This is a genomic window from Micromonospora sp. NPDC048835 (genome assembly GCF_040649995.1).
Lineage (GTDB): Bacteria > Actinomycetota > Actinomycetes > Mycobacteriales > Micromonosporaceae > Micromonospora.
The window spans coordinates 141,065-162,438 of record NZ_JBEZGM010000015.1; the positions used below are offsets into that span (position 1 = coordinate 141,065).

A 21,374-nucleotide genomic window follows, 5' to 3' on the forward strand; every position below is an offset into this window, starting at 1 on the left:
ACACGCATGGCTGTCAAAACCAAGACTCGTCCGGGCACCACGGAGATTCGACAGTTCTCGGTCGACATTCCGCAGGCCGACCTCGATGACCTGAAGAGGCGCATCAAGGCCACCCGCTGGCCGGACAAGGAAACGGTGGACGACCAGTCGCAAGGCGTGCCACTCGCGACGATCCAGGCCGTCGCCCGCTACTGGGAGAAGGAGTACGACTGGCGCAAGGTCGAGGCACGGCTGAACGCCGTGCCGCAGTTCATGACCACCATCGACGGGGTGGACATCCACTTCATCCACGTGCGCTCGAAGCACGAGGACGCGCTGCCGCTCATCGTCACCCACGGGTGGCCGGGCTCGGTGATCGAGCAGATGAAAATCATCGAGCCGCTCACCGATCCGACCGCGCACGGCGCGAGCGCGTCGGACGCCTTCCACCTGGTCATCCCGTCGCTGCCCGGCCACGGTTTCTCCGGCAAGCCGACCGAGTCGGGGTGGAGCCCGCAGAAGATCGCGACCGCCTGGACGGAGCTGATGAAGCGGCTCGGCTACGACCGGTTCGTCGCGCAGGGCGGTGACTGGGGCGCGGTCATCGTCGACCAGATGGGCCTCCAGGCACCCCCGGAACTGCTCGGCATCCACACCAACATGCCCGGTGCGATCCCACCCGAGATCGACCTGCTGTTCCAGGGCGACACCACCGGCGCGAACAACGCCATGGGCTCGCTGCCCTCCGGCCTCTCCGCCGACGAGATGCGTGCCGCCGAGGAAGCCAACTACGTGTGGAAGCACGTCGCGTACGCCCTCATGATGGCGACACGTCCGCAGACGCTGACCGGGCTGGCCGACTCTCCGGTGGGCCTGGCGTCCTTCCTGCTCGACCACGACGCGAAGAGTCTGGCCCTGATCTCGCAGGTCTTCGACGGGGCGAAAGCCGGCCTCACCCGTGACGACATCCTGGACAACATCTCGCTCTACTGGTTGACGAACACCGCGGTCTCCGCGTCCCGGCTGTACGCGGAGAACAAGCTGTCGTTCTTCGCCGCCAAGGGCGTCAAGATCCCGGTCGCGGTGAGCGTCTTCCCCGACGAGTTGTACGAGGCGCCGCAGAGTTGGGCCGAGCAGGCGTACTCCAACCTCATCTACTACAACAAGCTCGACGTGGGCGGGCACTTCGCGGCCTGGGAACAGCCGAAGATCTTCTCCGAGGAGCTTCGCACCGCCTTCCGGTCGCTGCGCTAGTGGCCGTGCACCTGCCCCCGTTCACCGGGGCGGCCGAGTGGCTCAACACCGAGCCACTCGGCCCCGCCGACCTGGGCGGACGCGTCGTCCTGGTCAACTTCTGGACGCTCACCTGCATCAACTGGCTGCGTCAGGAGCCGTACGTGCGCGCCTGGTCGCAGGCGTACCGGGACGACGGCCTGGTCGTCGTCGGGGTGCACACGCCCGAGTTCGGGTTCGAGCACGACGTCGAGTGGGTGCGTCGAGCGGTCGCGGCCCGGTCGATCGACTACCCGGTCGCTGTCGACAACGACTACGCCATCTGGAGCGCCTTCGACAACCACTACTGGCCGGCGCTCTACTTCGCCGACACCGGGGGCGTCATCCGCGACGAGCACTTCGGTGAGGGGCGCTACGAGCAGTCCGAGCAGATGCTCCAGCAACTGCTCGGCATCGACCGAGCACCCGTGCCCGTGCACGGTCTCGGCCCGGAGGCGGAGGCCGACTGGAACAACCTGCGGACGCCCGAGACGTACCTCGGATTCAGTCGCGGCGTCCACTTCGCGTCGCCGAACGGCCCGGCGCTCGACGAACGCCGCGCCTACCACCTGCCGGAGGGCCTCGGCCTCAACCAGTGGGCCCTGGCGGGGGAGTGGACCATCGGGGCGGAGAGCGTCGTGGTCGACCGGGCCGGCGGCAGCATCGCCTTCCGGTTCCACGCCCGGGACGCACACCTCGTGCTGGCCCCCGGGGCGGGAGGGTCGATCCCGTTCCGGGTGCTCCTCGACGGGACGCCGCCCGGCCCGTCCCACGGCGACGACGTCGACGCCGACGGCCACGGGGTGCTCCACGACGGTCGCCTCTACCAGCTCGTACGCCAGGACGGCACGGTCCGTGAGCGGACCCTGGAGGTCACGTTCGACGAGCCCGGTGCGGCCGCGTACGCCTTCACCTTTGGTTAGTCGGAGCCGGGCACGCCCCGGCCGCTCAGCGGCGCAGGTCGACCACGCTGACCGTGCCGGAGACCGGCGACATCATGTGCACCCGCGGGCCGGGGCGGAGTCGGGCGTCGGCGGCGTACCTGTCGGCGAGGGCCTTCTCCGCGGCCTCGTCACCGTCGTCGGCGGCGAGCAGCAACGCGGCGATCTCGTCCACCAGTGTGAGGTCGGCGGTGGCGATGTCCTCGGTCATCCCGCCGAAGCCGTCCCAGAGCAGCAGCTCGTCCTTCTGCCGGTGGGCCAGCTCGATCAGGACGTAGTCGTGAATGAACCAGTCGCCCCGGATCGGCAGGTCCGGGCTGACGCCGTAGCGGTCGGGGTCGATCGTGCCGGCCCGGTACGCCGACCACACCCGCGCCGCCGAGTCGAAGAGCCCGGCCTTCGGGTCGATGTCGTAGCCGTCGGACCCCCAGTCGCCGGCCGGGTCGACCTCCGGGTCGGCCCAGACCCAGCGGTGGCCGTCCCAGTACTCCACAAGCACGTGGTCGTGGTGCCAGCCGGGCGCGAAGTACGAGGCGAAACCGACCCGGCTGCGGCTGGGAATGCCGTGCTGACGCAACACCGCGACCGAGAGCAGCGTGTGGTCCCGGCAGCAGCCGGCCACCCGGTCGACGGCCGGACGTTCGGCGGTCAGCGGCAGCGGAAAACGGGACTGGTCGGTGTCGAGGATGCGGTCCACCCAACGGCAGTTAACCTCCTCAAGCCGGTCGGGGGGCAACTCGACGCCGCCGGCGCGGTAGTGCACGATCACGTTGCGGACGGTCGCCGCGATGCTCGCGATGTCGGTGGGCACGGCGTCGAGCAGCGCGCCGTGCCGACCGGGGTCGCTGTACGGCGAGTGCCGCCGGTAGTCATCGACGTTCATGGGACGAGTCTGCCCCGTTTCGCCGGGCCGGTGGGGGCAGCCGACCTGCAATATCGTTGATTGTCATGACGATGCCCGAGATCACCATCGCCACCCCGGCGGACCGCGACGCGGTGGTCGGCACCCTGGTTGCCGCGTTCGTGAAGGATCCCATCCTGCGGCACCTGTTCCCCGACGACGACACCTACCCGCGCTACGCCGCCGTCTTCTTCGGCCACCTCTTCGACAAGCGGGTGCACAGGAGTTCGATCTGGACGATCGGCGGGGGCGCGTCGGTCGCCGTCTGGGAGCCCCCGGCCGGGTCGTCGGGTCAGGCGCCGCTCGGGTCGCCCGGTCAGGTGTCAGCCGGGTCGCCGGCCGCCGGGCACGAATCGCCGGTGGAAGTCCAGTACCCGGCCGACGTGCTGGCCCGCGTGCAGGGCTACGACCACGTTGTGCACGACGTCCTGCCGACGTACCCGTTCTGGTATCTCGGTGTGCTGGGCACCCACCCGTCCAGCGCCGGACGCGGCTGGGGCCGGGCGGTCATGCGGGCCGGGCTGGATCGCGCCGCCGCCGACGGCCTGCCGGCGATCCTGGAGACCAGCAAACCGGGCAACGTCGAGCTGTACCGCCGGGCCGGCTGGGAGGTGGTGGGCACCCTGTCGGAGCCCGTACCCACCTGGATCATGCAGCAGCCACCCCGCTAGCGGGGCGGCTGCTGGCTCTTGCCGAGATCTTGGACAGTTTCCGTTCTGCGCTGACGGAAACTGTCCAAGATCTGCGCGTGACCGCCGCCGCGACACGGTCGAGCGGCGGAGGTGCCTGTCGACCCGACCGATGCGGGCACCGGATGTCGGGTGGGCCACCGACCCTGCCGCCTAGCGTTGCTGCTCGTAAGGGAAGGAGACCCGGGTGCTGGATCGGCTCAACGAGGCCATGGCGTACATCGAGCGGCACCTCGACCAGAAGATCGAGGTGGCCGAGTTGGCGCGGATCGCGCTGACGTCGGAGTACCACTTCCGGCGGCTGTTCTCCGCGCTGGCCGGAATGCCGCTGTCGGAGTACATCCGTCGGCGTCGGCTCACCGTCGCCGGCGCGGACGTGCTGGCGGGGGAGCGGACGTTGCTCGACGTCGCGGTGCGGCACGGCTACGGCTCCGCGGAGGCGTTCGCGCGGGCGTTCCACGCCGTGCACGGCGTGGGGCCAGGAGTTGCCCGGCGTACGGGGGCAGCGTTGCGCGCCCAGCCCCGGATGTCCTTCCGACTCACCGTGGAAGGGAGCGGCAGCATGGAGTACCGGATCGTCGACAAGGACGCGTTCGCGCTGGTGGGGCGCAGGGCCCGGGTGCCGCTGGTGCACGAGGGCATGAACCCGGCGATCGTCGCGTTCATCAAGAGCATCGACCGGGAGACGACCGGGCGGATCGAGGCGCTCTCCGATCAGGAGCCGAAGGGGATCGTCAACGTCAGCGACAACCTCGCCGACACCCGGCAGGAGGGCAGCGAACTGGACTACTGGCACGGCGTGGTGACGAGCGCCGTACCGCCGGAGGGTCTGGACGCGCTGCCGGTGCAGGCCGGGTCGTGGGCGGTGTTCAGCACCTCCGGTGCGTTCCCGCAGGCGGTGCAGTACCTGTGGCGCGACGTGTTCACCCAGTGGTTTCCGTCCAACCCGTACCGCAGCCGACCCGGACCGGAGATCTCCCGGGTCCGGGTGTCGGCGGACGGCACCGAGGCGGACGCCGAGCTGTGGATCCCGGTCGAACGGGTACCCACCCCTATGTAGAGTTCCGATACAGTGGCCGGATGCGGATGACGATTCCGGTCGCGAAGGTGCTCGCGGCGCTGCTCGCCGAGCCCGACGAGCAGCGCTACGGGCTCGATCTGATGCGATTGACCGGCCTGCCCAGCGGCACCCTCTACCCGGTGCTGCACCGGTTGCAGGGGGCCGGCTGGCTGGCCGCCGACTGGGAGGCGATCGATCCCGTCGCGGCCGGTCGGCCGGCCCGCCGCTACTACCGGCTCACCGCCGAGGGCGTGACGCAGGCCCGAAAGGCGCTCGCCGACCTGCGGGCCTCGATACCCGACAGTCGTCCAACGTGGGGCGGCACCGAGCCCACCGGGGCCCCGACGTGGTGACCCGCCGGGCCGCCGAGCTGCTGTTGGGGTTGGCCGCGCGTCGGTGGCCGGCCGGGGTGCGCGACGACCTGCGCCGCGAGTGGGCCGCTGAGCTGCACGTCCTCGCCGAGAGCGGTCGCCGGACGAAGGTGCTGGGCTTCGCGCTGAGTCTGGCCGTCAGCCGGGCCGGCGCCCCGATCGTCGACCGCGCCCTGATGCGCGGTCGGGTCGGCCGGACCGCCGCGGCGGTGCTGCTGTCCCCCCTCGCCTGCGTCGGGATCGTGGCCCTCGGCGGGTGGGCGATGTTCTCCATCTACAACTGGTTGATGTTCCGGGCAAGCTGGGCGGAACGGGCGCAGAAGCCGATCTGGACAGCGTTCATCGTCGTGCTGGGGGTGGTGCTGGCGGCGTTCGCTGCCCGCTGGGCCCGGCACAACGCCCTCGACAGCCCGCTGCGCACAACGCTCGGCGTGGTGCTCCCCATCGGTGTGGCGGTCATCCTGTTCGTGCGCATCACCAGCCCGGAGAGCCTGGCCGGCGCCGTACCCGGTCTGTTGCTCTGGTTGGCCGGCCTGACCCTCGCGCTCTGGGCCGCGGCGAGCCTCGCCGCCCGGGGCCGCCTCCGCGCCGCCTGGTGGGTAGGCGTGCTCGGCGCGCTCGTCGCCGCGGACCTCGCGGTGATCCTCGCCATCGTCGACGCGTACCCGACCGCAGTCGGCGTGGGGCCGACCATCGACGCACGGGAGCGCGTCGACCCGATCTCCGCGCCGGTGTGGATTTTCGCCTGCTGGACGGACTGGAACTTCGGCCTGCCCCGACCGATCGACTGGGAGATCTTCCTGATCACCAACCGGGTGCTGATCGAGCCCATGCTCTACCTGGCCTGCATGCCGTACGCGCTCGCCTACACCATCCGGGCGGCCCGGTCGGCCCCCGCCGCGCCGGTCGCCGTCGCGCCCACCCCGGCGTGAACCTCAGTCGGGTACGTCGTCAAACGTCGTGCCCGGCTCCAGGTAGCCGGACAACCGGTTCTCGCGCAACGCGTACGCGATGACCAGCAGGGCGTGCTTGTCCAACTCGGGCAGCCGGTCCAGCGGAAACCACCGCACGTCCAGCGACTCGTCGTCGTTGACCCGGGCGGTGCCGCCCACCAGCCGGCACAGGAACCCCAGGTTCAGGTACTCGCAGCGGTCCCCGTTCGGGTACGTGTGCGGGTGCGAGACGGCGCTGGACATCCGCACCGGCGCGACCTCCAGGCCGGTCTCCTCACGCACCTCGCGGACCAGCGCGGTGGCCGGTTGCTCGCCCGGCTCGACGAAACCGCTGATCACCGACCAGCGCCCGTCGTCGGCGCGCTGGCCGAGCAGCAGCTCACCGGCGTCGTTGCGGACCACCGCGCTGACACTCGGCAGCCAGAGCAGGTCGTGACCGACGTGCTTGCGCAACCCCACGATGTAGTCCGGTGTCGCCATTCGGCGATCATAGATCGCGACCCACCGGCCAACGCCGTCAAGCGTCCCCGTCGGGCGTCAGCCCGACCAGCTGACGGTACGGCGGAAGCGGTCGTACTCCTTGCCGAGTTCGGCGTCGATCCGCTCCATACGGGCCTCGGTGAGGACCACCGAGGGGTCCTGCCAGGGTCGGCCGGCGAGCATCTGGCGGCGTAGTCCGGTCGGCGGGTGGGCGGCGAACAGCGACGCCTCGTCGCGGACCGACAGTTGGCGCAGCAGCGGCAGCCGGTCGGCGCCAGAGGCTCGGGCGGCGGCCAGCGCCGAGCGCCACCGGTCCGGGCCGTGTCCCGCCTGGGTCTCGCGGCGCACCACCAAGGCGATCGACTCGGCGCCGACAAACGCGTCGAGCATATTGGTCGCCGCAGTCGAGCCGGCCACCCGCGCGGCCAGTTCGTCGGCGAGGTACTCGGCGCGCTGGCTGTCTCGCAGCGCCACGCTCACCAGCAGCAGGTACGCGACGAACAGCACCCGGGACATCACCCACTGGAACGCCCGACCCAGCGCGTCGCCCACCATCTCCACCAGCCCGCCGCCGACGGTGGTGCGCACCGGCCGGAACAGGTCGGCGGCCGAGCCGAGCATGGTGAACGCAGGCTGGGTGAGCAGGCCACGACGGGGGTCCCCATTGACGAAGTGACCGAGTTCGTGCCCGAGCAACGCCACCTGCTCGCCGGCGGTCAGTGAGCCCCACAACGGCAGCCCGAGACAGAGCACCTTGCGCCGCCGCAACCCGACCGCTCCGGCGTACGCGTTGATGGCGCCGTCCACGCCCACCACGTCCGGCACCGGCGCCCCGATCGCCGTGGCCACCTCCTCGATCAGGCCGAACAGCTCCGGTGCCCGCTCGCGGCTCAGCACCTCCAGATCCGGGTCGAGGCGACCGAACCGGGGCCGCAACGCGATCGCGAGACCGACCATCGCCACACCCGGCACGACCGCCAGATTGGGAAACGGAAACGCCACGATCAGCCATCCGCCGACCACCGCCAACACGAGCACCGCGGCGATCAGGAGCAACGAGGCTGCCGCGGTGAGCATCCGAGCGGCTCCGGACCCGTTGGTTCCCAACGGTCGCCCGACCAGTTGGGTGAACTGCCGCCTGGTCGCCCGGAACGCCAGCCGGTAGGTCCACCGATCGACCCAACTCCACCCGAACTCGCGTTGGCGTCGTGCCGGGTCGTAGACGTCCAGATTCCACTCGCAGACGGGACACCACGGCACCGCGTCTCGTACCGATGCCGTTGTCGCCTGACACCCTGGGCACGCCCCCGTGCCGGTCACCGATGTGATCACGAGCGCAGATCATGCCTCAGCCCCGGACTGTCCGGGAACCGACTGTCTGTCTGGCCGTATTTCCGCGTTCCGGCCCGACGGACGCGATGCATATCTACTGTGGAGATCGTCGGCGACTTGTGCGATCCGGTGGCGGCCGGCCGGTTCGCGGTGCACAGTGATTCCCATGAGCGACAGCGGACGTGGTGGGCAGTTCTACTGGTGCACCCGGCATCACCGGGTCGAGACGGACGCCAACGTGTGTCCGGCGAAGCACGTTCTCGGCCCGTACGACTCGGCGGCCGACGCGGAGAACGCCCTGCAACGAGTGCAGGAGCGGAACGAGGCGTGGGATGCCGAGGACGCCCGTTGGGCTGGGGAGGACAGATAGGCGGCGCGGGACGGCTCGCGCCGAGGCATTACGTGCTCCGCGAGGACGCACGCGAGAGCACGTCCCCCGAGGAGGGAACCACGATGGCCGAAGCACAGCAGGCCACCAAGCGCCCGGCCGCCCGACGCACCACCGCGAAGAAGACCGCCGCGGCGGAGCGCAACACGGCGGCGAGCCGGACCACCCCCGTCCGCAAGTCCACCGCCGGTGCGACGGCGGCGAAGGCCCCGGCCCGCAAGGCTGCCGGCGGGGCGGGCCGCGCCCCGGCCAAGAAGACCACCGCGGCGGCGAAGAAGGCCCCCGCGAAGAAGGCCACGACCAAGGCCACCACGACGGGCCGGGCCACGACGGCCAAGAAGGCACCGGCGAAGAAGACCACCACCCGCACGACGACGGTCGCCGCGAAGCGGGCCCCCGCGTCGCGCACCTCCACGGCCGCCGCGACGCGGCCGTCGACGCGCACGAGCACCGCGCCGGCGAAGAAGACCACCGCGGCGAAGAAGACCACGGCTACTGCGAAGAAGACCACGAGCGCCGCGAAGAAGACCACCGCCTCGACGGCGCGCAAGACCGTTACCGCGGCGAAGGCGCCGGCCCGCAAGACCGCCACCGCGGCGAAGGCGCCGGCGCGGAAGGCCGCTACCGCGGCGAAGGCGCCGGCGCGGAAGGCCGCCACCAAGGCGTCCGCCGTCAAGAGGACGGCGACGAAGAAGGTCGCCGCCAAGAAGGCCCCGGCCAAGAAGACCGCGTCCACCCGCCCCAGCGGCGGCGCGCGCAAGGCCCCGGCCAAGAAGGCTCCGGCCGCGAAGGTGACGGGCACCTCGTCGACCACCGCCCGCGCGGCGGCGGCGAAGAAGGCCCCGGCGAAGAAGACCGTCACGGCCAAGGCGCCGGCTCGCAAGGTGACCGCCCGCAAGTCGCCGGCCCGTCCGGTCGCCGCCCGGGCCACCGCCCCGAGGGGTGCGCGCAGCGCCGCTCGGAAGGCGACCGGCTGACCGCGGGGCCGCCCTCGCCGGGTGGATTTCCCGGCCGGTCACCGGAAGCGGATCACCCGTGGCGCTGTCAGGATTGACCCGTGGTCATTCGACGCGTACTCGCGCCCCGCATCGACTTCGGCGCGTTGCGCCGCGAACTCGGCCTGCCCGAGGAGTTTCCGGCCGACGCCCAACGTGAGGCCGACGAGGCTGCTGCGGCACCGCCGCAGCCGCCCGTCGACCGCACCGACATACCGTTCGTCACCGTCGACCCCGCCAGCTCACGGGACCTGGACCAGGCGATGCACCTCGCCCGCCGCCCGGGTGGGGGTTACCGGGTGCGTTACGCGATCGCCGACGTCGCCGCGCACGTCACCCCGGGTGGCGCGTTGGAGGCGGAGACCTGGCGGCGGGGGCAGACCATCTACCTGCCCGACGGAAACGTGCCGCTGCACCCGCACACCCTCAGCGAGGGTGCCGCCAGCCTGCTGCCCGACGACGACCGGGCCGCGGTGCTCTGGACCATCGACCTGGACGCCGACGGCGGCACCGTGGCCGTCGAGCTGGAACGCGCCCTCGTCCGCAGCCGCGCCAAGCTCGACTACACCGGGGTGCAGGCGGCCGCCGACGCCGGGCGGCTACCCGAGCCGATCGCGCTGCTGCCCGAGATCGGCGATCGGCTGACCGCGCGTGGGTTGCGGCGCGGTGCCATCAACCTGCCGCTTCCCGAACAGGACCTGGAGCCCGACGGTGACGGTTGGCGGCTGGTGCTGCGCGCGCCGGCGCCGATGGAGGAGCACAACGCCCAGATCTCCCTGCTGACCGGGATGGCCGCCGCCGACATCATGCTGGCCGGCCGGATCGGCCTGCTGCGGACGATGCCCGCGCCCAAGCCGGAGGCGGTGCAGCGGCTGCGGGCCGCCGCCGCGCCGCTCGGCGTCGACTGGCCGGAAGACGTGGGCCCCGGTCAGGTCATCGCCGGTCTGGACGCCGCCCAGCCGCGTGCCGCCGCGTTCATCGACCAGGCGGCCGAGCTGATGCGCGGTGCCGCGTACACCGCCTTCGACGGGGAGGTGCCGGAGCAGCCGCAACACGGTGGGGTGGCGGCCGCGTACGCCCACGTGACGGCACCGTTGCGGCGGCTGGCCGACAGGTACGCCACCGAGGTCTGCCTGGCCCTGCACGCGGGCCGGGAGGTGCCCGACTGGGCCCGCGCGGCGCTGCCCCGGCTGCCCGAGGTGATGGCGAGCACCGACCGGGTCGCCTCGGCGGCCGCTCGTGGCGCCGTCGAGCTGGCCGAGGCGGCGGTGCTCGAACAACGGGTGGGCGAGACCTTCGACGCGGCCGTCCTCGACGTCGACGCCCCACCCAACGGCAAGTCCCGGCCCCGACCGCCAGGTGGCACCGTCGCGCTCGACGCCCCGCCGGTGCGCGCCCGCTGCCTCGGCCAACTGCCGCTCGGCGAACGGGTTCGGGTCCGTCTGGTCACCGCCGACCCGGCGGCCCGTACCGTCCTGTTCGAGCTGGCCTGACCGGACGCCGCCGGCCGGGCCGGGCGGTCGGCCCGGACCGGGTCCTCGTCGGCGCGTCCGCCCCGGCGTGGTCGTCGGCGGCAGCGGGGATTCTCACAGCGCTCGGCGCTGCTGACCGACCGGGCGGTTTGCGAGGATGAGGCCATGGCATACGACGCGAGCACGCTGCCCGACGTGTCCGGGCTGACGGTCGGCATCATCGGCGGCACCGGCGACCAGGGGCGGGGGCTCGCCTACCGGTTCGCGCGGGCCGGCCAGACGGTGCTGATCGGGTCCCGGTCGGCGGAGCGGGCCGCCGAGTCCGCGGCCGAGATCGCCGCCCTGCCCGGGGTGCCGGCCGGCGGCAGCGTCACCGGGGCGGCGAACGACGAGGTGGCCCGACGCAGCGACGTGGTGATCATCGCGGTGCCGTGGGACGGGCACGCCGCCACCGTCGCCGCCCTCGCCGAGCCCCTCGCCGGCCGCATCGTCGTCGACTGCGTCAACCCGCTCGGCTTCGACAAGCAGGGCCCGTACGCGCTCACCGTCGCCGAGGGCAGCGCCGTGCAGCAGGCCGCCGCGTTGCTCCCCGACTCCCGGGTCTGCGCCGCGTTCAACCACGTCAGTGCTCCGCTGCTGGCCGACCCCGAGGTCGACCGGATCGATCTGGACGTGCTGATCTGCACCGAGGACCGCGAGCTTGTCGACGTCGTGGGCGCGCTCGCCGCGCGGATCCCCGGCATGCGGGGCATCTACGCCGGCCGGTTGCGTAACGCCCACCAGATCGAGGCGTTCACCGCCAACCTGATCGCCATCAACAAGCGCTACAAGGCACACGCCGGCATCCGCGTCACCGACCTCTGACCAGGCTGCGTGATCCACGCCGAATTCATGACATCGCGGTGTCCCGAGCACCGGGACACCGCGATGTCGATCAATCCGAGTGGATCACGTCAGGCCCGGTGCTAGAAGGTGTGCTCAGCGGCCGGGAACTCGCCGCCACGCACCTCATCGGCGAACCGTCGGGTGGCGTCGGTGAGGGCACCGGCCAGGTCCGCGTACCGCTTGACGAAGCGCGGGGCCTTGCCGGTCCGCAGCCCGGCCATGTCCTGCCAGACCAGCACCTGCGCGTCGGTGTCCGGGCCCGCCCCGATGCCCACCGTCGGGATCGGCAGCTCGTGGGTGATCCGCTTGGCCACCTCACCGGGCACCATCTCCAGCACCACCGCGAACGCGCCCGCCTCGGTCACCGCCCGCGCGTCGGCGAGGACCTCGTCGGCGGCGTCGCCCCGGCCCTGCACGCGGTAGCCGCCCAGGGTGTGCTCGCTCTGCGGGGTGAAGCCGATGTGCGCCATCACCGGGATGCCCGCGCCGACGATCGCCGCGATCTGCGCGGCGTTACGACGGCCACCCTCCAACTTCACCGCGTGACAGCCGCCCTCCTTCATGAATCGGACGGCGGTGCGCAGCGCCTGCGCCGGCCCCTCCTCGTACGAGCCGAACGGCAGGTCACCCACGATCAGTGCCTGCCGGGTCGCCCGCACCACGGCCCGGACCAGCGGAAGCAACTCGTCGGCGGTGATCGGCAGGGTCGTCTCGTAGCCGAACACGTTGTTCGCCGCCGAGTCGCCGACCAGCAGCACCGGCACACCGGCCTGGTCGAAGATCGACGCCGTGTACTGGTCGTACGAGGTGAGCATCGGCCACCGCTCGCCGCGCTCCTTGGCGGCCATCAGGTCGCGGGTGCGGACCCGTCGGGTGGCCGGGCCGCCGTACAACGCGGTCACCTCGTTCGGAGTGGACTCCACCATCTTCGTCTCCCTTCCTCGAGGCCGCCTGCGCGGTCCCCGGGTTCTGTCGCGATCGTCGCACCGCGAGACGGGCCGACGGCAGGGCCCAGTGCAAGATGTCACTCCACCCCGAGCCGGGCCGCGGCGTCCCCGCCGTGAGGTCACCGCGCGGCGGCGCCGGGCCGTCTCACCGACCCGGCACCCCCGGGGGTACGGCTCAGCCGTGCTCGCGCCACCGATTGGTGATCGGCAGACGGCGGTCCCGACCGAACGCCTTCATGGAGATCTTCGTGCCCGGCGCCGACTGCCGTCGCTTGTACTCGGCGGTATCCACCAGCCGCAGCACCTTGTCCACGATCGCCGGGTCGTGACCCGACTCGACGAGGCCGTCCCGGCCGAGGTCGCCGTCGACGTAGCCGATCAGGATCGGGTCCAGGACGTCGTAGTCGGGCAGGCTGTCACTGTCGAGCTGGCCCGGGCTCAGCTCGGCGCTCGGCGGCTTACCGATCGAGTTCTCCGGGATCGGGGCGGTCTCACCGCGCCGGGCCGCGTCCCGGTTGCGCCACTTCGCGAGCCGCCAGATGAGCGTCTTCCAGACGTCCTTCACCGGGTTGAAGCCGCCCACCGAGTCGCCGTACAGGGTGGAGTAGCCGACCGCCAGCTCGCTCTTGTTGCCGGTGGTCAGCACCAGGTGGCCCTCCTGGTTCGAAAGCGCCATGAGGATCACGCCACGAACCCGGGCCTGGAGGTTCTCCACCGCCACGCCGGACAGCGACAGGTTCGCCAGGAAACCGTCGACCATCGGCTGGATCGGCTCGACCCGGTAGTCCAGCCCGGTGCGCTTGGCCAGGTCGGCGGCGTCCTCCCGGGAGTGCTCCGAGGAGTGCTGGCTGGGCAGCGACACCCCGACCACCCGGTCCGGGCCCAGCGCGTCGACGGCGAGCGCGGCCACCACCGCCGAGTCGATGCCGCCGGAGAGACCGAGCACCACCGACGGGAACCGGTTCTTGTTGACGTAGTCGCGCAGACCCAGCACCAGCGCCTGCCACACCTCGGCCTCGTCGGCCACCGGCTCGATCAACCCGCCGGTGGCAGCCGGGCCGGACGGCGCAGGCGGAATGCCGTCAAGCGTGCTGTGCACGATCCGCATGCCGTCGGCAAGCGTCTCGGTGGACGGCGGGGTGGCGGCGGCCGGCAACTCCACGTCGTGCACGAGCAGGTGCTCCACGAACTGCGGGGCCCGGGTGAGCAGCTCACCGTCGGCGGCGACGATCATCGAGTCGCCCTCGAAGACCAGCTCGTCCTGACCGCCGGTCATGTTGACGTACGCGATGGTGGCGCCCGCCTCGGCGGCCCGGCGGCGGACCAGCGGCAGCCGGACGTCGTCCTTGTTCAGCTCGTACGGCGAGCCGTTGATGTTGACGACCAGACCGACCCCGGCCCGGCGGGCGGCCGCGAACGGACCCCCGGCCTGCCACAGGTCCTCGCAGATGGTCAGCGCGACGTCCACGCCGCCGATCCGCACCACGGTCAGCTCGTCGCCGGAGACGAAGTACCGGTCCTCGTCGAAGACGCCGTAGTTGGGCAGGTGGTGCTTGAAGTAGCGGGCGGCCACCACACCCCGGTGCAGCAGGGCGGCTGCGTTGCGGGCCCCCCGGCCCGGCTCGGCGTCCCCGCTGACCTGCGGCGGCCCGTCGGCGTCCAGGTAGCCGACCACGACCGGCACCTCGCCGAGACCGTCGGCGGCCAGATCGGCGGCCAGCCGCTCCACGGCGGCCTGGGACGCGGCGACGAAGGAACGCCTGAAGACCAGGTCCTCGACCGGGTAACCGGTGAGCATCATCTCCGGGAAGAGCACCAACTGGGCGCCGGCGTCAGCGGCCTGGCGGGTCCAGCTGCGAACCAGATCGGCGTTTCCGGCGAGGTCGCCGACGCTCGGGTTGACCTGGGACAGGGCGAGACGCAGGGTGGGCATGCCTTCATCTTGCCCCAGCCTCGCCGCGACCATCCGTACCCTCGGACGAGATGGCCGCCACCCGCCGCGACGGGCACCGCGAGGCCGCGGCGGCAGGTGCTCGGCCGTCGTGGCGGCCGTCGGTGGCCGCTCGGCCGTCGGTGGTGGTTCGGCCGTCGTGGCGGCAGGGGTGGGGCCCGCGCTCGTCCGGCGGGACACGAGGGGACGGCCGGCGGCAGTTCGCGTAACGTCTGCGTAACCAGGCCCGGGAACACTGGGCGATCAGGTCGGGTGCAGCCCGACCAAGGCGGACAAAGAGTGTCGCGAGGGGTTGGGGAAGTGGACCGTCAGCAGGAGTTCGTCCTCCGCACGCTTGAAGAGCGGGACATCCGGTTCGTCCGGCTGTGGTTCACCGACGTTCTGGGCACGCTCAAGAGCGTTTCGGTGGCACCCGCCGAGCTGGAGGCGGCCTTCGAGGAGGGCATCGGCTTCGACGGCTCGGCCATCGAGGGCTTCGCCCGGGTCTTCGAATCGGACATGGTGGCCATGCCCGACCCGACCACCTTCCAGGTCTTCCCCTTCGAGGGCGGCGTCAGCGGCGAAAGCGCCCGGATGTTCTGCGACATCCTGCTGCCCGACGGCGGCCCGTCCTGGGCCGACCCCCGGCACGTGCTGCGCCGCGCGCTGTCCAGGGCCGCCGAGAAGGGCTTCACCTTCTACACCCACCCGGAGATCGAGTTCTTCCTGCTGGAGAACGGCCCGCAGGACGGCTCGGTGCCCACCCCGGTCGACACCGGCGGCTACTTCGAGCACACCACCCACGCCGTGGCCCGCGACTTCCGCCGCCAGGGTGTGCTGGCGCTGGAGCGCATCGGCATCTCGGTGGAGTTCAGCCACCACGAGGTCGCGCCCGGCCAGCAGGAGATCGACCTGCGCTACGCCGACGCCCTGACCACCGCCGACAACATCATGACCTTCCGGCACGTGGTCAAGGAGGTCGCGCTCTCCACCGGCGTGCAGGCAAGCTTCATGCCCAAGCCGTTCACCGACCAGCCGGGCAGCGGCATGCACACCCACCTGTCGCTGTTCGAAGGGGAGCGCAACGCCTTCCACGACAGTGGCGACCCGATGAAGCTGTCCAAGGTGGCGAAGTCGTTCATCGCCGGCCTGCTGGTGCACGCCCGCGAATACACGGCCGTCACCAACCAGTGGGTCAACTCGTACAAGCGGCTCTTCCCGCAGCACCTCCCCGACCGGATCACCGAGAGCCCGGCGTACGTCTGCTGGGGTCACCTCAACCGGTCCGCGCTGGTCCGGGTGCCCGCGTACGGCAAGCCCAACTCGGCCCGGGTCGAGGTCCGCTCGCTGGACTCGGCGACCAACCCGTACCTCGCCTTCGCGGTGCTGCTCGGCGCCGGCCTGAAGGGCATCGAGGAGGGGTACGAGCTGCCGCCGGGCGCCGAGGACGACGTCTGGTCGTTGACGAGCGCGGAGCGGCGCGCCATGGGCTACGAGGCACTCCCGGAGAACCTCGCCGAGGCGATCGACGTGATGGCCGGCTCCGAGCTGGTCGCGGAGGTGCTCGGCGAGCACGTCTTCGACTTCTTCCTGCGCAACAAGCGGGCCGAGTGGGAGCAGTACCGCCGCGAGGTCACCCCGTACGAGCGGCAGCGCTACCTGGCGCTGTAGGGCCTGTTTCCTCAGGGCGGTCGAGCCGAGGCGGCGAACCGGCAAGGCGCGGTGGGTTTCGGATACCGGTGTTGTATCCGGACCCCGCCGCAACGCCGCCGGTCGTCGTTCGGGCCCGCCGCAGACTGGCCAGTTCCTGTGAAACAGGCCCTGGGCGCGGGGCTGACGCCGTTGCGCGCTGCCGCTATCGTCTCGATCACCGCGCCGGTACCCCTCCGGCCGGAGAGTCGGGAGGCAGTCGGTGCTGGAGGATCTGCTCAGCGGTGCCTGGCAGAGCGTCGTGTTCGGGATCGTGGGCGTCGGGCTCATGGCCGCCGGGTTCGGGCTCGTCGACCTGCTCACCCCGGGCCGGCTACGCGACCTGATCTGGGTAGAGCGCAACACCAACGCGGGGTTGCTGCTCGCCGCCAACCAGCTCGGCATCGCCGGGATCGTCTTCACCGCGATCCTGACCAGCTACAGCGACTTCGGGAAGGGCCTCGCCTCCACGGTGGTCTTCGGGCTGCTCGGGCTGGCGATCATGGCGCTGGCCTTCGTGGTGCTGGACCTGCTCACCCCCGGCAAGCTCGGCGAGGTCATCTGCTCGCCCGAGCCGCACCCGGCCGCCCGGGTCAGCGCCGCCACCCATTTCGGGGCCGCACTCATCGTCTGCGCCTGCATCGCCTGAGGCGGCCCGCTCGTGTGCGGACCCGTGTGGGGTGGCTCTTGTGATGCCGCTCAGTCGAGGCGCTGGCGTTCGCGGGCGCGCACGTCGGTGGGCGGTCGCCCGCGGGTGTCGTACCTCGGTCGTAGCGTGCCGGGTGTGAACCGCACCGATCGCCTCTACGCGCTGGTCGAGGAGCTGCGGGCGGTGTCACCACGCCCGCGCAGCGCCCGCTGGCTGGCCGCCCGCTTCGAGGTGAGCAGCCGGACCATCGAACGGGACCTCGGCGCCTTGCAGGAGGCCGGGGTGCCGATCTGGGCCGAGGCCGGGCGCACCGGCGGCTACGTCCTGGACCGCTCCCGCACCCTGCCACCGGTCAACCTGACCGCCGCCGAGGCCGTGGCGATGGCCGTGGCGCTGCACCGGCTCGCCGGTACACCGTTCGCCGGCCCGGCCGCCACCGCGCTGCGCAAGCTGGTGGCGGTGCTGCCGGCCGCCGACGCCGCCGAGGCCCACCGCCTCGCCGGCCGGGTGCACCTGGTCGGTGACGGGCCAGCCACACCCGTCCCGGCCATCGTCGCCGACGCGGTCGCCGCGGGGCAGGTGCTGCGCATTCGGTACGCGGACCGCGCCGGCGTCGACTCGATCCGTGACGTCGAGCCACTCGGCTACCTTGGCAACTCCCGACATTGGTACCTGCTGGCCTGGTGCCGGCTGCGCGACGAGCTGCGCTGCTTCCGCACCGACCGGATCGGGAGCGTCCAGGCGCTGCCCGAGGTGGTGGTTCGCGAGCTGCGCCCGGACGACCTCGACATCCCGCACGAACGGGTCCGCCCGCTGAGCCTGGTCTGAGCGCCGGCCGGTGCCCCACTCCGTTGGTTGATCGGAAACACCGACAGGACGGTGTCGCGGACGCCCTCAAGACTGCCCAGGACGACGGCCGAACGGCCGGCGCGGAAGACCCTGGAGGCAACAGATGTCCGCGACGCCCATCACGTGGTTCGAGATCGGCACCGATCGACCGAAGGAGACGGAGCGCTTCTACGGCGACCTGTTCGGCTGGACCTTCGCAGAGGAGGGCACGGCCGACGGCGGCTCCTACCGGGTGACCGGCGCCGGTGGCGAGACCGGGATCGGCGGAGGAATCCGGGCGACCGACGGGACGTCGCCGAACTATGCGATCTTCTACGCCGAGGTCAGCGACGTCGCGGACACCTGCCGGCAGGCCGAGGCGGCCGGCGGCCGGGTGCTGGTGCCGGCGCGGACCACGCCGACCGGGCTCACGCTGGCCCACCTGATCGACCCCGCCGGCAACCACCTGGGCGTGTTCACGTCCCCGGCCCAGTAGGGCTGACGGCCCTTTCCAGGTCCGTCCCTGCCGTGGCCTGGCCTGCCGTGGCCCGTCCCTGCCGTGGCCTGGCCTGCCGTGGCCCGTCCCTGCCGTGGCCTGGCCTGCCGTGGCCCGTCCCTGCCGTGGCCGAACCCGGAGCCCGATGATCAACTCCGTTTTCAGGAAGTCGGGGTATCCGAGCACGTCGGATACCCCGACTTCACGGAAGCCGAGCGGATCAAGTCGCAACGTGCCAGGTGGGGCAGGTGCCGGCAGGCGGACCGGGGCCGCCCGTGGTTCACCAAGGCCGGCTCGGGCCCTCGGTGGCTGGGGGCCCGAGCCGGTCAGTGACTGAAGGCCCGGGGGCCGGTCAGTGCACTGTCGGCTCCGGCCGATTGGATCACTTGCCGGGCGTACCTTCGCCGTGCTGGCCACCCGGACCGTGCGGGCCGCCCGGGCCACGGTGGCCGCCCGGCCCGGGGAAGACGCCGGCCTCGACGGCCTTGATGATGGCGTCAGCCTGCTCCTGGGTGAGCTTGCCGTCCTTGACCGCCTGGTCCAGGCGCTGCTTGAGCGCGGCCTGCCGGTCCTCGGCGGAGGGCCGCTGCGGGCGGTCGGTCGGCCGGTGCTGTTCGCGGATCTTCTCCAGGGCGGCGGTCACCTTGTCGGTGGGCACACCCAACTCCTTGGCGAGCGCCTCGGCGAACTTGCCCTGCCGGTCGACCTTCGCGTCGGGAGCCGTACCCGGGGCCGCGTCGGAAGCCGGGGCGGCGCTGGTGTTCGGAGCCGGCGTGGGTGTGTCAGCGGCGAATGCGATCGTCGGGGCTGCGATCCCGACGCCGAGGACGCCGGCGGTGGCCAGACCGGCCAGCAGGTCCTTCCTGCGGATGGTGCGGGACATGCTGTCCTCCAGAGGTTCGGTCATGGTGCGCTGTCGTGACCGACAGTGACCGGGCAGCCTGGGCGGAAGCCGTGGTGACCCTGTCAGCGAGCTGATAATCGGCGCCGGGACCGCCGAAACCGATTGTGTCGTCGGTAATGGGGCGGTCAGAGTGGGCGTTTCACCGAGGGAAGGACACCGCGGCATGACGGCCGACATTCGGGAGGTTTCGCTCGGCGGGCCGGGCTCCGGGCCGTACGGCATCACGCTCGGGCCGGACGGCGCGCTGTGGCTGACGCTGGCCCATGCCGGCGGGATCGCCCGTCTGTCGCCCGACGGCGAGGTCCGGACCTACCCGCTGGAACCCGCGGGTGGCCGCCCTTTGATCATCACGGCCGGGCCGGACGGGGCGCTCTGGTTCACCCGGTCGGGCGACGACCGGATCGGGCGGATCACCATCCACGGCGAGCAGCGCGCCATCGCACTGCCGGCTGGCACCGGGCCGGGTGGGATCGCGGCCGGGCCCGACGGGGCGCTGTGGTACGCCGGGATGACCTCCGACACGATCGGTCGGGTGGAGACCGACGGCACCCACAGCGCGTTCCCGCTGCCGGTGACCGGCGGATTCCCCTCGATGATCACTGCCGGCGCGGATCAGGCTCTCTGGTTCACCCTCAACCAGGCGAACGCGATCGGCCGGATCGACCTCGACGGCACCGTGACGCTGTATCCGTTGCCCACCGCGCAGGCGGGGCCGGTCGGCCTCGCACTCGGCGACGACGGCGTCATCTGGTTCGTGGAGATCGCCGCCGGCCAGCTCGGTCGGATCGACCCGGATGGCAAGATCGTCGAGATCCCGTTGCCGGATCGGGCGGCCCGTCCGCACGCGATCGTGGCCGACCCGGAGGGCGGCGCGTGGTTCACCGAGTGGGGTGCCAACCGGATCGGTCACGTCGATCCCACCGGACGGATCGAGGGCTACGCCCTACCCACCCCCAACGCCGAACCGCACGGCATCGCCCGTACCCCCACCGGCATCTGGGCCGCCCTGGAGATCGGCGCAACAGCCCACCTAACCCCACCCACCTGACCCTCCACCCACCTGACCCTCCACCCCAACCACCCGTCCTCACCCCCTCCTGCCCCTGTTGATCAAGAGATTTGCGTCAGGATTCGGCCCCAACTTGACGCAAACCCCTTGATCACCAGAGGTGGGGGTGGGGTGGGTGGGGTGGGGTGGGGGTGGGGTGGGGGGGAGGGTTAGTGGACTGCGGGGGTTGTGGTGAGGGTGGCGGTGGTGGTGTCGAGGGTGGCCTCCGTGCCGACCGGGACGGTTAGCTGGTTGGGGCCGTGGCCGATGGGCAGGCCGCCGAGCACCGGTACGCCCAGGTCGCCGAGGCGTTCGGTGAGGACGTCGACGATCGTGGTGTCCCAGCCGTCGCCGCAGTTGGTGAACTGCCCGACCGCCACCCCCGCCAGCCCATCCAACGCGCCGGCCCGGCGGAGGTGGGTGAGCATCCTGTCGACCTTGTACGGGGGCTCCTGCACGTCCTCGATCAACAGCACCGCGCCGGTCAGGTCGGGCAGGTCCGGTGTGCCGATCGACGCGGCGATCATGCACAGGTTGCCGCCGAGCAGGGTGCCGGTGGCGCGACCCGGTACGCGTACGCCGAAGGTCTCCTCGGTGGGGACCGCGGCGATCGACACCGGTTCGGTCGTCATCAGCGCCGCGTGCAGGGACTCGGCGGAGCGCAGCGGTGTCCGCTCGTCGCGCCAGGCGGCGCCGGGTCCGTGCACCCCGGCCAGCCGGGCGCCCCGCCAGAGGGCGAACTGCAACGCGGTGATGTCCGAGAAGCCGGCCACCACCTTCGGGTCACGGCGGACGGCGGCCATGTCGATGGCGTCCACGATCCGTTGGACGCCGTAGCCGCCCCGGGTGCAGATCACGCCGCGAACCTCTGGGTCGGCGAAGGCCGCGTTCAGGTCGGCGGCGCGCAGGTCGTCGGTGCCGGCGAGGTAGCCGTGGCGGGCGTACGCGTTCGGCGCGGGCACCGGGCGCAGACCCCAGCCGGTGAGCAGTTCCATGCCCCGCGCCACCCGCTCCGGCGAGGTCGGTCCGGACGGCGACACCAGCAGCACGGTGTCACCCGGGCGCAGCACGGGCGGGCGAACGGTGGTGGGGGCCTCGCTGATCACAACCGCAGAGCCTAACCACCTCCACCAGCACGGGCACGCGGCTCTGTGGTGGGGCGTGG

Annotated in this window: 22 protein-coding genes; 15 read left to right on the forward strand and 7 right to left on the reverse strand. The window is 71.8% G+C overall.

What is annotated here, in order from left to right; all coding sequences use genetic code 11:
• Positions 1-6: 6 nt before the first annotated feature.
• Both AB0C15_RS19810 and AB0C15_RS19815 read left to right on the forward strand, forming a co-directional pair.
• Complete coding sequence (locus AB0C15_RS19810) at positions 7-1,233, forward strand: epoxide hydrolase family protein (RefSeq protein WP_357353898.1); 1,227 nt, start codon at positions 7-9, stop codon at positions 1,231-1,233.
• Between the two features lie 5 nt (positions 1,234-1,238).
• The gene (locus AB0C15_RS19815; RefSeq protein WP_357353900.1) at positions 1,239-2,174 is read left to right on the forward strand and encodes a thioredoxin; all 936 of its coding nucleotides are present in this window, start codon (positions 1,239-1,241) and stop codon (positions 2,172-2,174) included.
• A 25-nt stretch (positions 2,175-2,199) separates the two neighbouring features.
• On the opposite strand, the gene AB0C15_RS19820 is transcribed toward AB0C15_RS19815, so the two are convergent.
• On the reverse strand, positions 2,200-3,075 hold the full coding sequence (locus AB0C15_RS19820) for a transglutaminase domain-containing protein (protein WP_357353902.1): 876 nt from the start codon (positions 3,073-3,075) through the stop codon (positions 2,200-2,202).
• Between the two features lie 65 nt (positions 3,076-3,140).
• Here AB0C15_RS19820 and AB0C15_RS19825 point away from each other — a divergent pair, with 65 nt between their 5' ends.
• The 4 genes from AB0C15_RS19825 to AB0C15_RS19840 all read left to right on the forward strand — a co-directional run bounded on the left by AB0C15_RS19825 (position 3,141) and on the right by AB0C15_RS19840 (position 6,145).
• Positions 3,141-3,764, forward strand: coding sequence for a GNAT family N-acetyltransferase (locus AB0C15_RS19825; protein ID WP_357353904.1), 624 nt, complete (start codon positions 3,141-3,143; stop codon positions 3,762-3,764).
• 205 nt (positions 3,765-3,969) lie between these two features.
• A complete protein-coding gene (locus AB0C15_RS19830; RefSeq protein ID WP_357353906.1) occupies positions 3,970-4,842 on the forward strand; it encodes an AraC family transcriptional regulator in 873 nt (290 codons plus the stop codon).
• 20 nt (positions 4,843-4,862) lie between these two features.
• Complete coding sequence (locus tag AB0C15_RS19835) at positions 4,863-5,195, forward strand: PadR family transcriptional regulator (protein WP_357353908.1); 333 nt, start codon at positions 4,863-4,865, stop codon at positions 5,193-5,195.
• Positions 5,156-6,145 (forward strand): hypothetical protein, encoded by a 990-nt coding sequence (locus AB0C15_RS19840; protein ID WP_357353910.1) that lies wholly within the window; start codon positions 5,156-5,158, stop codon positions 6,143-6,145. Before AB0C15_RS19835 ends, AB0C15_RS19840 begins: the two co-directional genes overlap by 40 nt.
• Before the next feature lie 3 nt (positions 6,146-6,148).
• Here the strand turns inward: AB0C15_RS19840 and AB0C15_RS19845 are convergent, their stop codons facing one another.
• The gene (locus AB0C15_RS19845) at positions 6,149-6,646 is read right to left on the reverse strand and encodes an NUDIX domain-containing protein (RefSeq protein ID WP_357353912.1); all 498 of its coding nucleotides are present in this window, start codon (positions 6,644-6,646) and stop codon (positions 6,149-6,151) included.
• 57 nt (positions 6,647-6,703) lie between these two features.
• Complete coding sequence (locus AB0C15_RS19850; RefSeq protein WP_357353914.1) at positions 6,704-7,906, reverse strand: M48 family metallopeptidase; 1,203 nt, start codon at positions 7,904-7,906, stop codon at positions 6,704-6,706.
• A 238-nt stretch (positions 7,907-8,144) separates the two neighbouring features.
• Between AB0C15_RS19850 and AB0C15_RS19855 the strand changes: the two genes are divergently transcribed.
• The 4 genes from AB0C15_RS19855 (at position 8,145) to npdG (ending at position 11,697) form a co-directional block, all read left to right on the forward strand.
• Positions 8,145-8,348 carry a hypothetical protein gene (locus tag AB0C15_RS19855; protein ID WP_130403226.1) on the forward strand — a complete coding sequence of 68 codons (204 nt, stop codon included), beginning with the start codon at positions 8,145-8,147 and terminating at the stop codon, positions 8,346-8,348.
• Between the two features lie 83 nt (positions 8,349-8,431).
• A complete protein-coding gene (locus AB0C15_RS19860) occupies positions 8,432-9,343 on the forward strand; it encodes a histone (RefSeq protein WP_357353916.1) in 912 nt (303 codons plus the stop codon).
• 80 nt (positions 9,344-9,423) lie between these two features.
• Positions 9,424-10,854, forward strand: coding sequence for an RNB domain-containing ribonuclease (locus AB0C15_RS19865; RefSeq protein WP_357353918.1), 1,431 nt, complete (start codon positions 9,424-9,426; stop codon positions 10,852-10,854).
• Between the two features lie 144 nt (positions 10,855-10,998).
• Positions 10,999-11,697 carry an NADPH-dependent F420 reductase gene (npdG, locus tag AB0C15_RS19870; RefSeq protein WP_357353920.1) on the forward strand — a complete coding sequence of 233 codons (699 nt, stop codon included), beginning with the start codon at positions 10,999-11,001 and terminating at the stop codon, positions 11,695-11,697.
• A gap of 101 nt (positions 11,698-11,798) precedes the next feature.
• Here the strand turns inward: npdG and panB are convergent, their stop codons facing one another.
• Positions 11,799-12,644, reverse strand: a complete 846-nt coding sequence (gene panB / locus AB0C15_RS19875) for a 3-methyl-2-oxobutanoate hydroxymethyltransferase (RefSeq protein ID WP_357353922.1) — start codon at positions 12,642-12,644, stop codon at positions 11,799-11,801.
• Positions 12,645-12,840: 196 nt separating this feature from the next.
• Entirely contained in the window at positions 12,841-14,598 is a 1,758-nt protein-coding gene (locus tag AB0C15_RS19880; RefSeq protein WP_357353924.1) for an NAD+ synthase, read from the reverse strand.
• A gap of 318 nt (positions 14,599-14,916) precedes the next feature.
• Here AB0C15_RS19880 and glnA point away from each other — a divergent pair, with 318 nt between their 5' ends.
• The 4 genes from glnA (at position 14,917) to AB0C15_RS19900 (ending at position 18,257) form a co-directional block, all read left to right on the forward strand.
• On the forward strand, positions 14,917-16,266 hold the full coding sequence (glnA, locus tag AB0C15_RS19885; RefSeq protein ID WP_357353926.1) for a type I glutamate--ammonia ligase: 1,350 nt from the start codon (positions 14,917-14,919) through the stop codon (positions 16,264-16,266).
• Positions 16,267-16,507: 241 nt separating this feature from the next.
• Positions 16,508-16,933 carry a DUF350 domain-containing protein gene (locus tag AB0C15_RS19890; protein ID WP_357353928.1) on the forward strand — a complete coding sequence of 142 codons (426 nt, stop codon included), beginning with the start codon at positions 16,508-16,510 and terminating at the stop codon, positions 16,931-16,933.
• A 135-nt stretch (positions 16,934-17,068) separates the two neighbouring features.
• Positions 17,069-17,761, forward strand: a complete 693-nt coding sequence (locus AB0C15_RS19895; RefSeq protein WP_357353930.1) for a WYL domain-containing protein — start codon at positions 17,069-17,071, stop codon at positions 17,759-17,761.
• A gap of 124 nt (positions 17,762-17,885) precedes the next feature.
• Positions 17,886-18,257: a VOC family protein gene (locus tag AB0C15_RS19900; RefSeq protein ID WP_357353932.1), complete on the forward strand. Its 372-nt coding sequence runs from the start codon at positions 17,886-17,888 to the stop codon at positions 18,255-18,257.
• Between the two features lie 382 nt (positions 18,258-18,639).
• Here the strand turns inward: AB0C15_RS19900 and AB0C15_RS19905 are convergent, their stop codons facing one another.
• Complete coding sequence (locus AB0C15_RS19905) at positions 18,640-19,140, reverse strand: hypothetical protein (protein WP_357353956.1); 501 nt, start codon at positions 19,138-19,140, stop codon at positions 18,640-18,642.
• A 184-nt stretch (positions 19,141-19,324) separates the two neighbouring features.
• Between AB0C15_RS19905 and AB0C15_RS19910 the strand changes: the two genes are divergently transcribed.
• Positions 19,325-20,209: a virginiamycin B lyase gene (locus AB0C15_RS19910; protein ID WP_357353934.1), complete on the forward strand. Its 885-nt coding sequence runs from the start codon at positions 19,325-19,327 to the stop codon at positions 20,207-20,209.
• Positions 20,210-20,379: 170 nt separating this feature from the next.
• On the opposite strand, the gene AB0C15_RS19915 is transcribed toward AB0C15_RS19910, so the two are convergent.
• Positions 20,380-21,315, reverse strand: coding sequence for an LD-carboxypeptidase (locus AB0C15_RS19915; protein WP_357353936.1), 936 nt, complete (start codon positions 21,313-21,315; stop codon positions 20,380-20,382).
• Positions 21,316-21,374: the final 59 nt, after the last annotated feature.

Coding starts and splice junctions, on each gene's coding strand:
- AB0C15_RS19810 (WP_357353898.1), top strand. CDS start 7: ATGGCTGTCAAAACCAAGACTCGTCCGGGCACCACGGAGATTCGACAG.
- AB0C15_RS19820 (WP_357353902.1), bottom strand. CDS start 3,075: ATGAACGTCGATGACTACCGGCGGCACTCGCCGTACAGCGACCCCGGT.
- AB0C15_RS19825 (WP_357353904.1), top strand. CDS start 3,141: ATGACGATGCCCGAGATCACCATCGCCACCCCGGCGGACCGCGACGCG.
- AB0C15_RS19835 (WP_357353908.1), top strand. CDS start 4,863: ATGCGGATGACGATTCCGGTCGCGAAGGTGCTCGCGGCGCTGCTCGCC.
- AB0C15_RS19845 (WP_357353912.1), bottom strand. CDS start 6,646: ATGGCGACACCGGACTACATCGTGGGGTTGCGCAAGCACGTCGGTCAC.
- AB0C15_RS19855 (WP_130403226.1), top strand. CDS start 8,145: ATGAGCGACAGCGGACGTGGTGGGCAGTTCTACTGGTGCACCCGGCAT.
- AB0C15_RS19860 (WP_357353916.1), top strand. CDS start 8,432: ATGGCCGAAGCACAGCAGGCCACCAAGCGCCCGGCCGCCCGACGCACC.
- npdG (WP_357353920.1), top strand. CDS start 10,999: ATGGCATACGACGCGAGCACGCTGCCCGACGTGTCCGGGCTGACGGTC.
- panB (WP_357353922.1), bottom strand. CDS start 12,644: ATGGTGGAGTCCACTCCGAACGAGGTGACCGCGTTGTACGGCGGCCCG.
- AB0C15_RS19880 (WP_357353924.1), bottom strand. CDS start 14,598: ATGCCCACCCTGCGTCTCGCCCTGTCCCAGGTCAACCCGAGCGTCGGC.
- AB0C15_RS19900 (WP_357353932.1), top strand. CDS start 17,886: ATGTCCGCGACGCCCATCACGTGGTTCGAGATCGGCACCGATCGACCG.
- AB0C15_RS19905 (WP_357353956.1), bottom strand. CDS start 19,140: ATGTCCCGCACCATCCGCAGGAAGGACCTGCTGGCCGGTCTGGCCACC.
- AB0C15_RS19910 (WP_357353934.1), top strand. CDS start 19,325: ATGACGGCCGACATTCGGGAGGTTTCGCTCGGCGGGCCGGGCTCCGGG.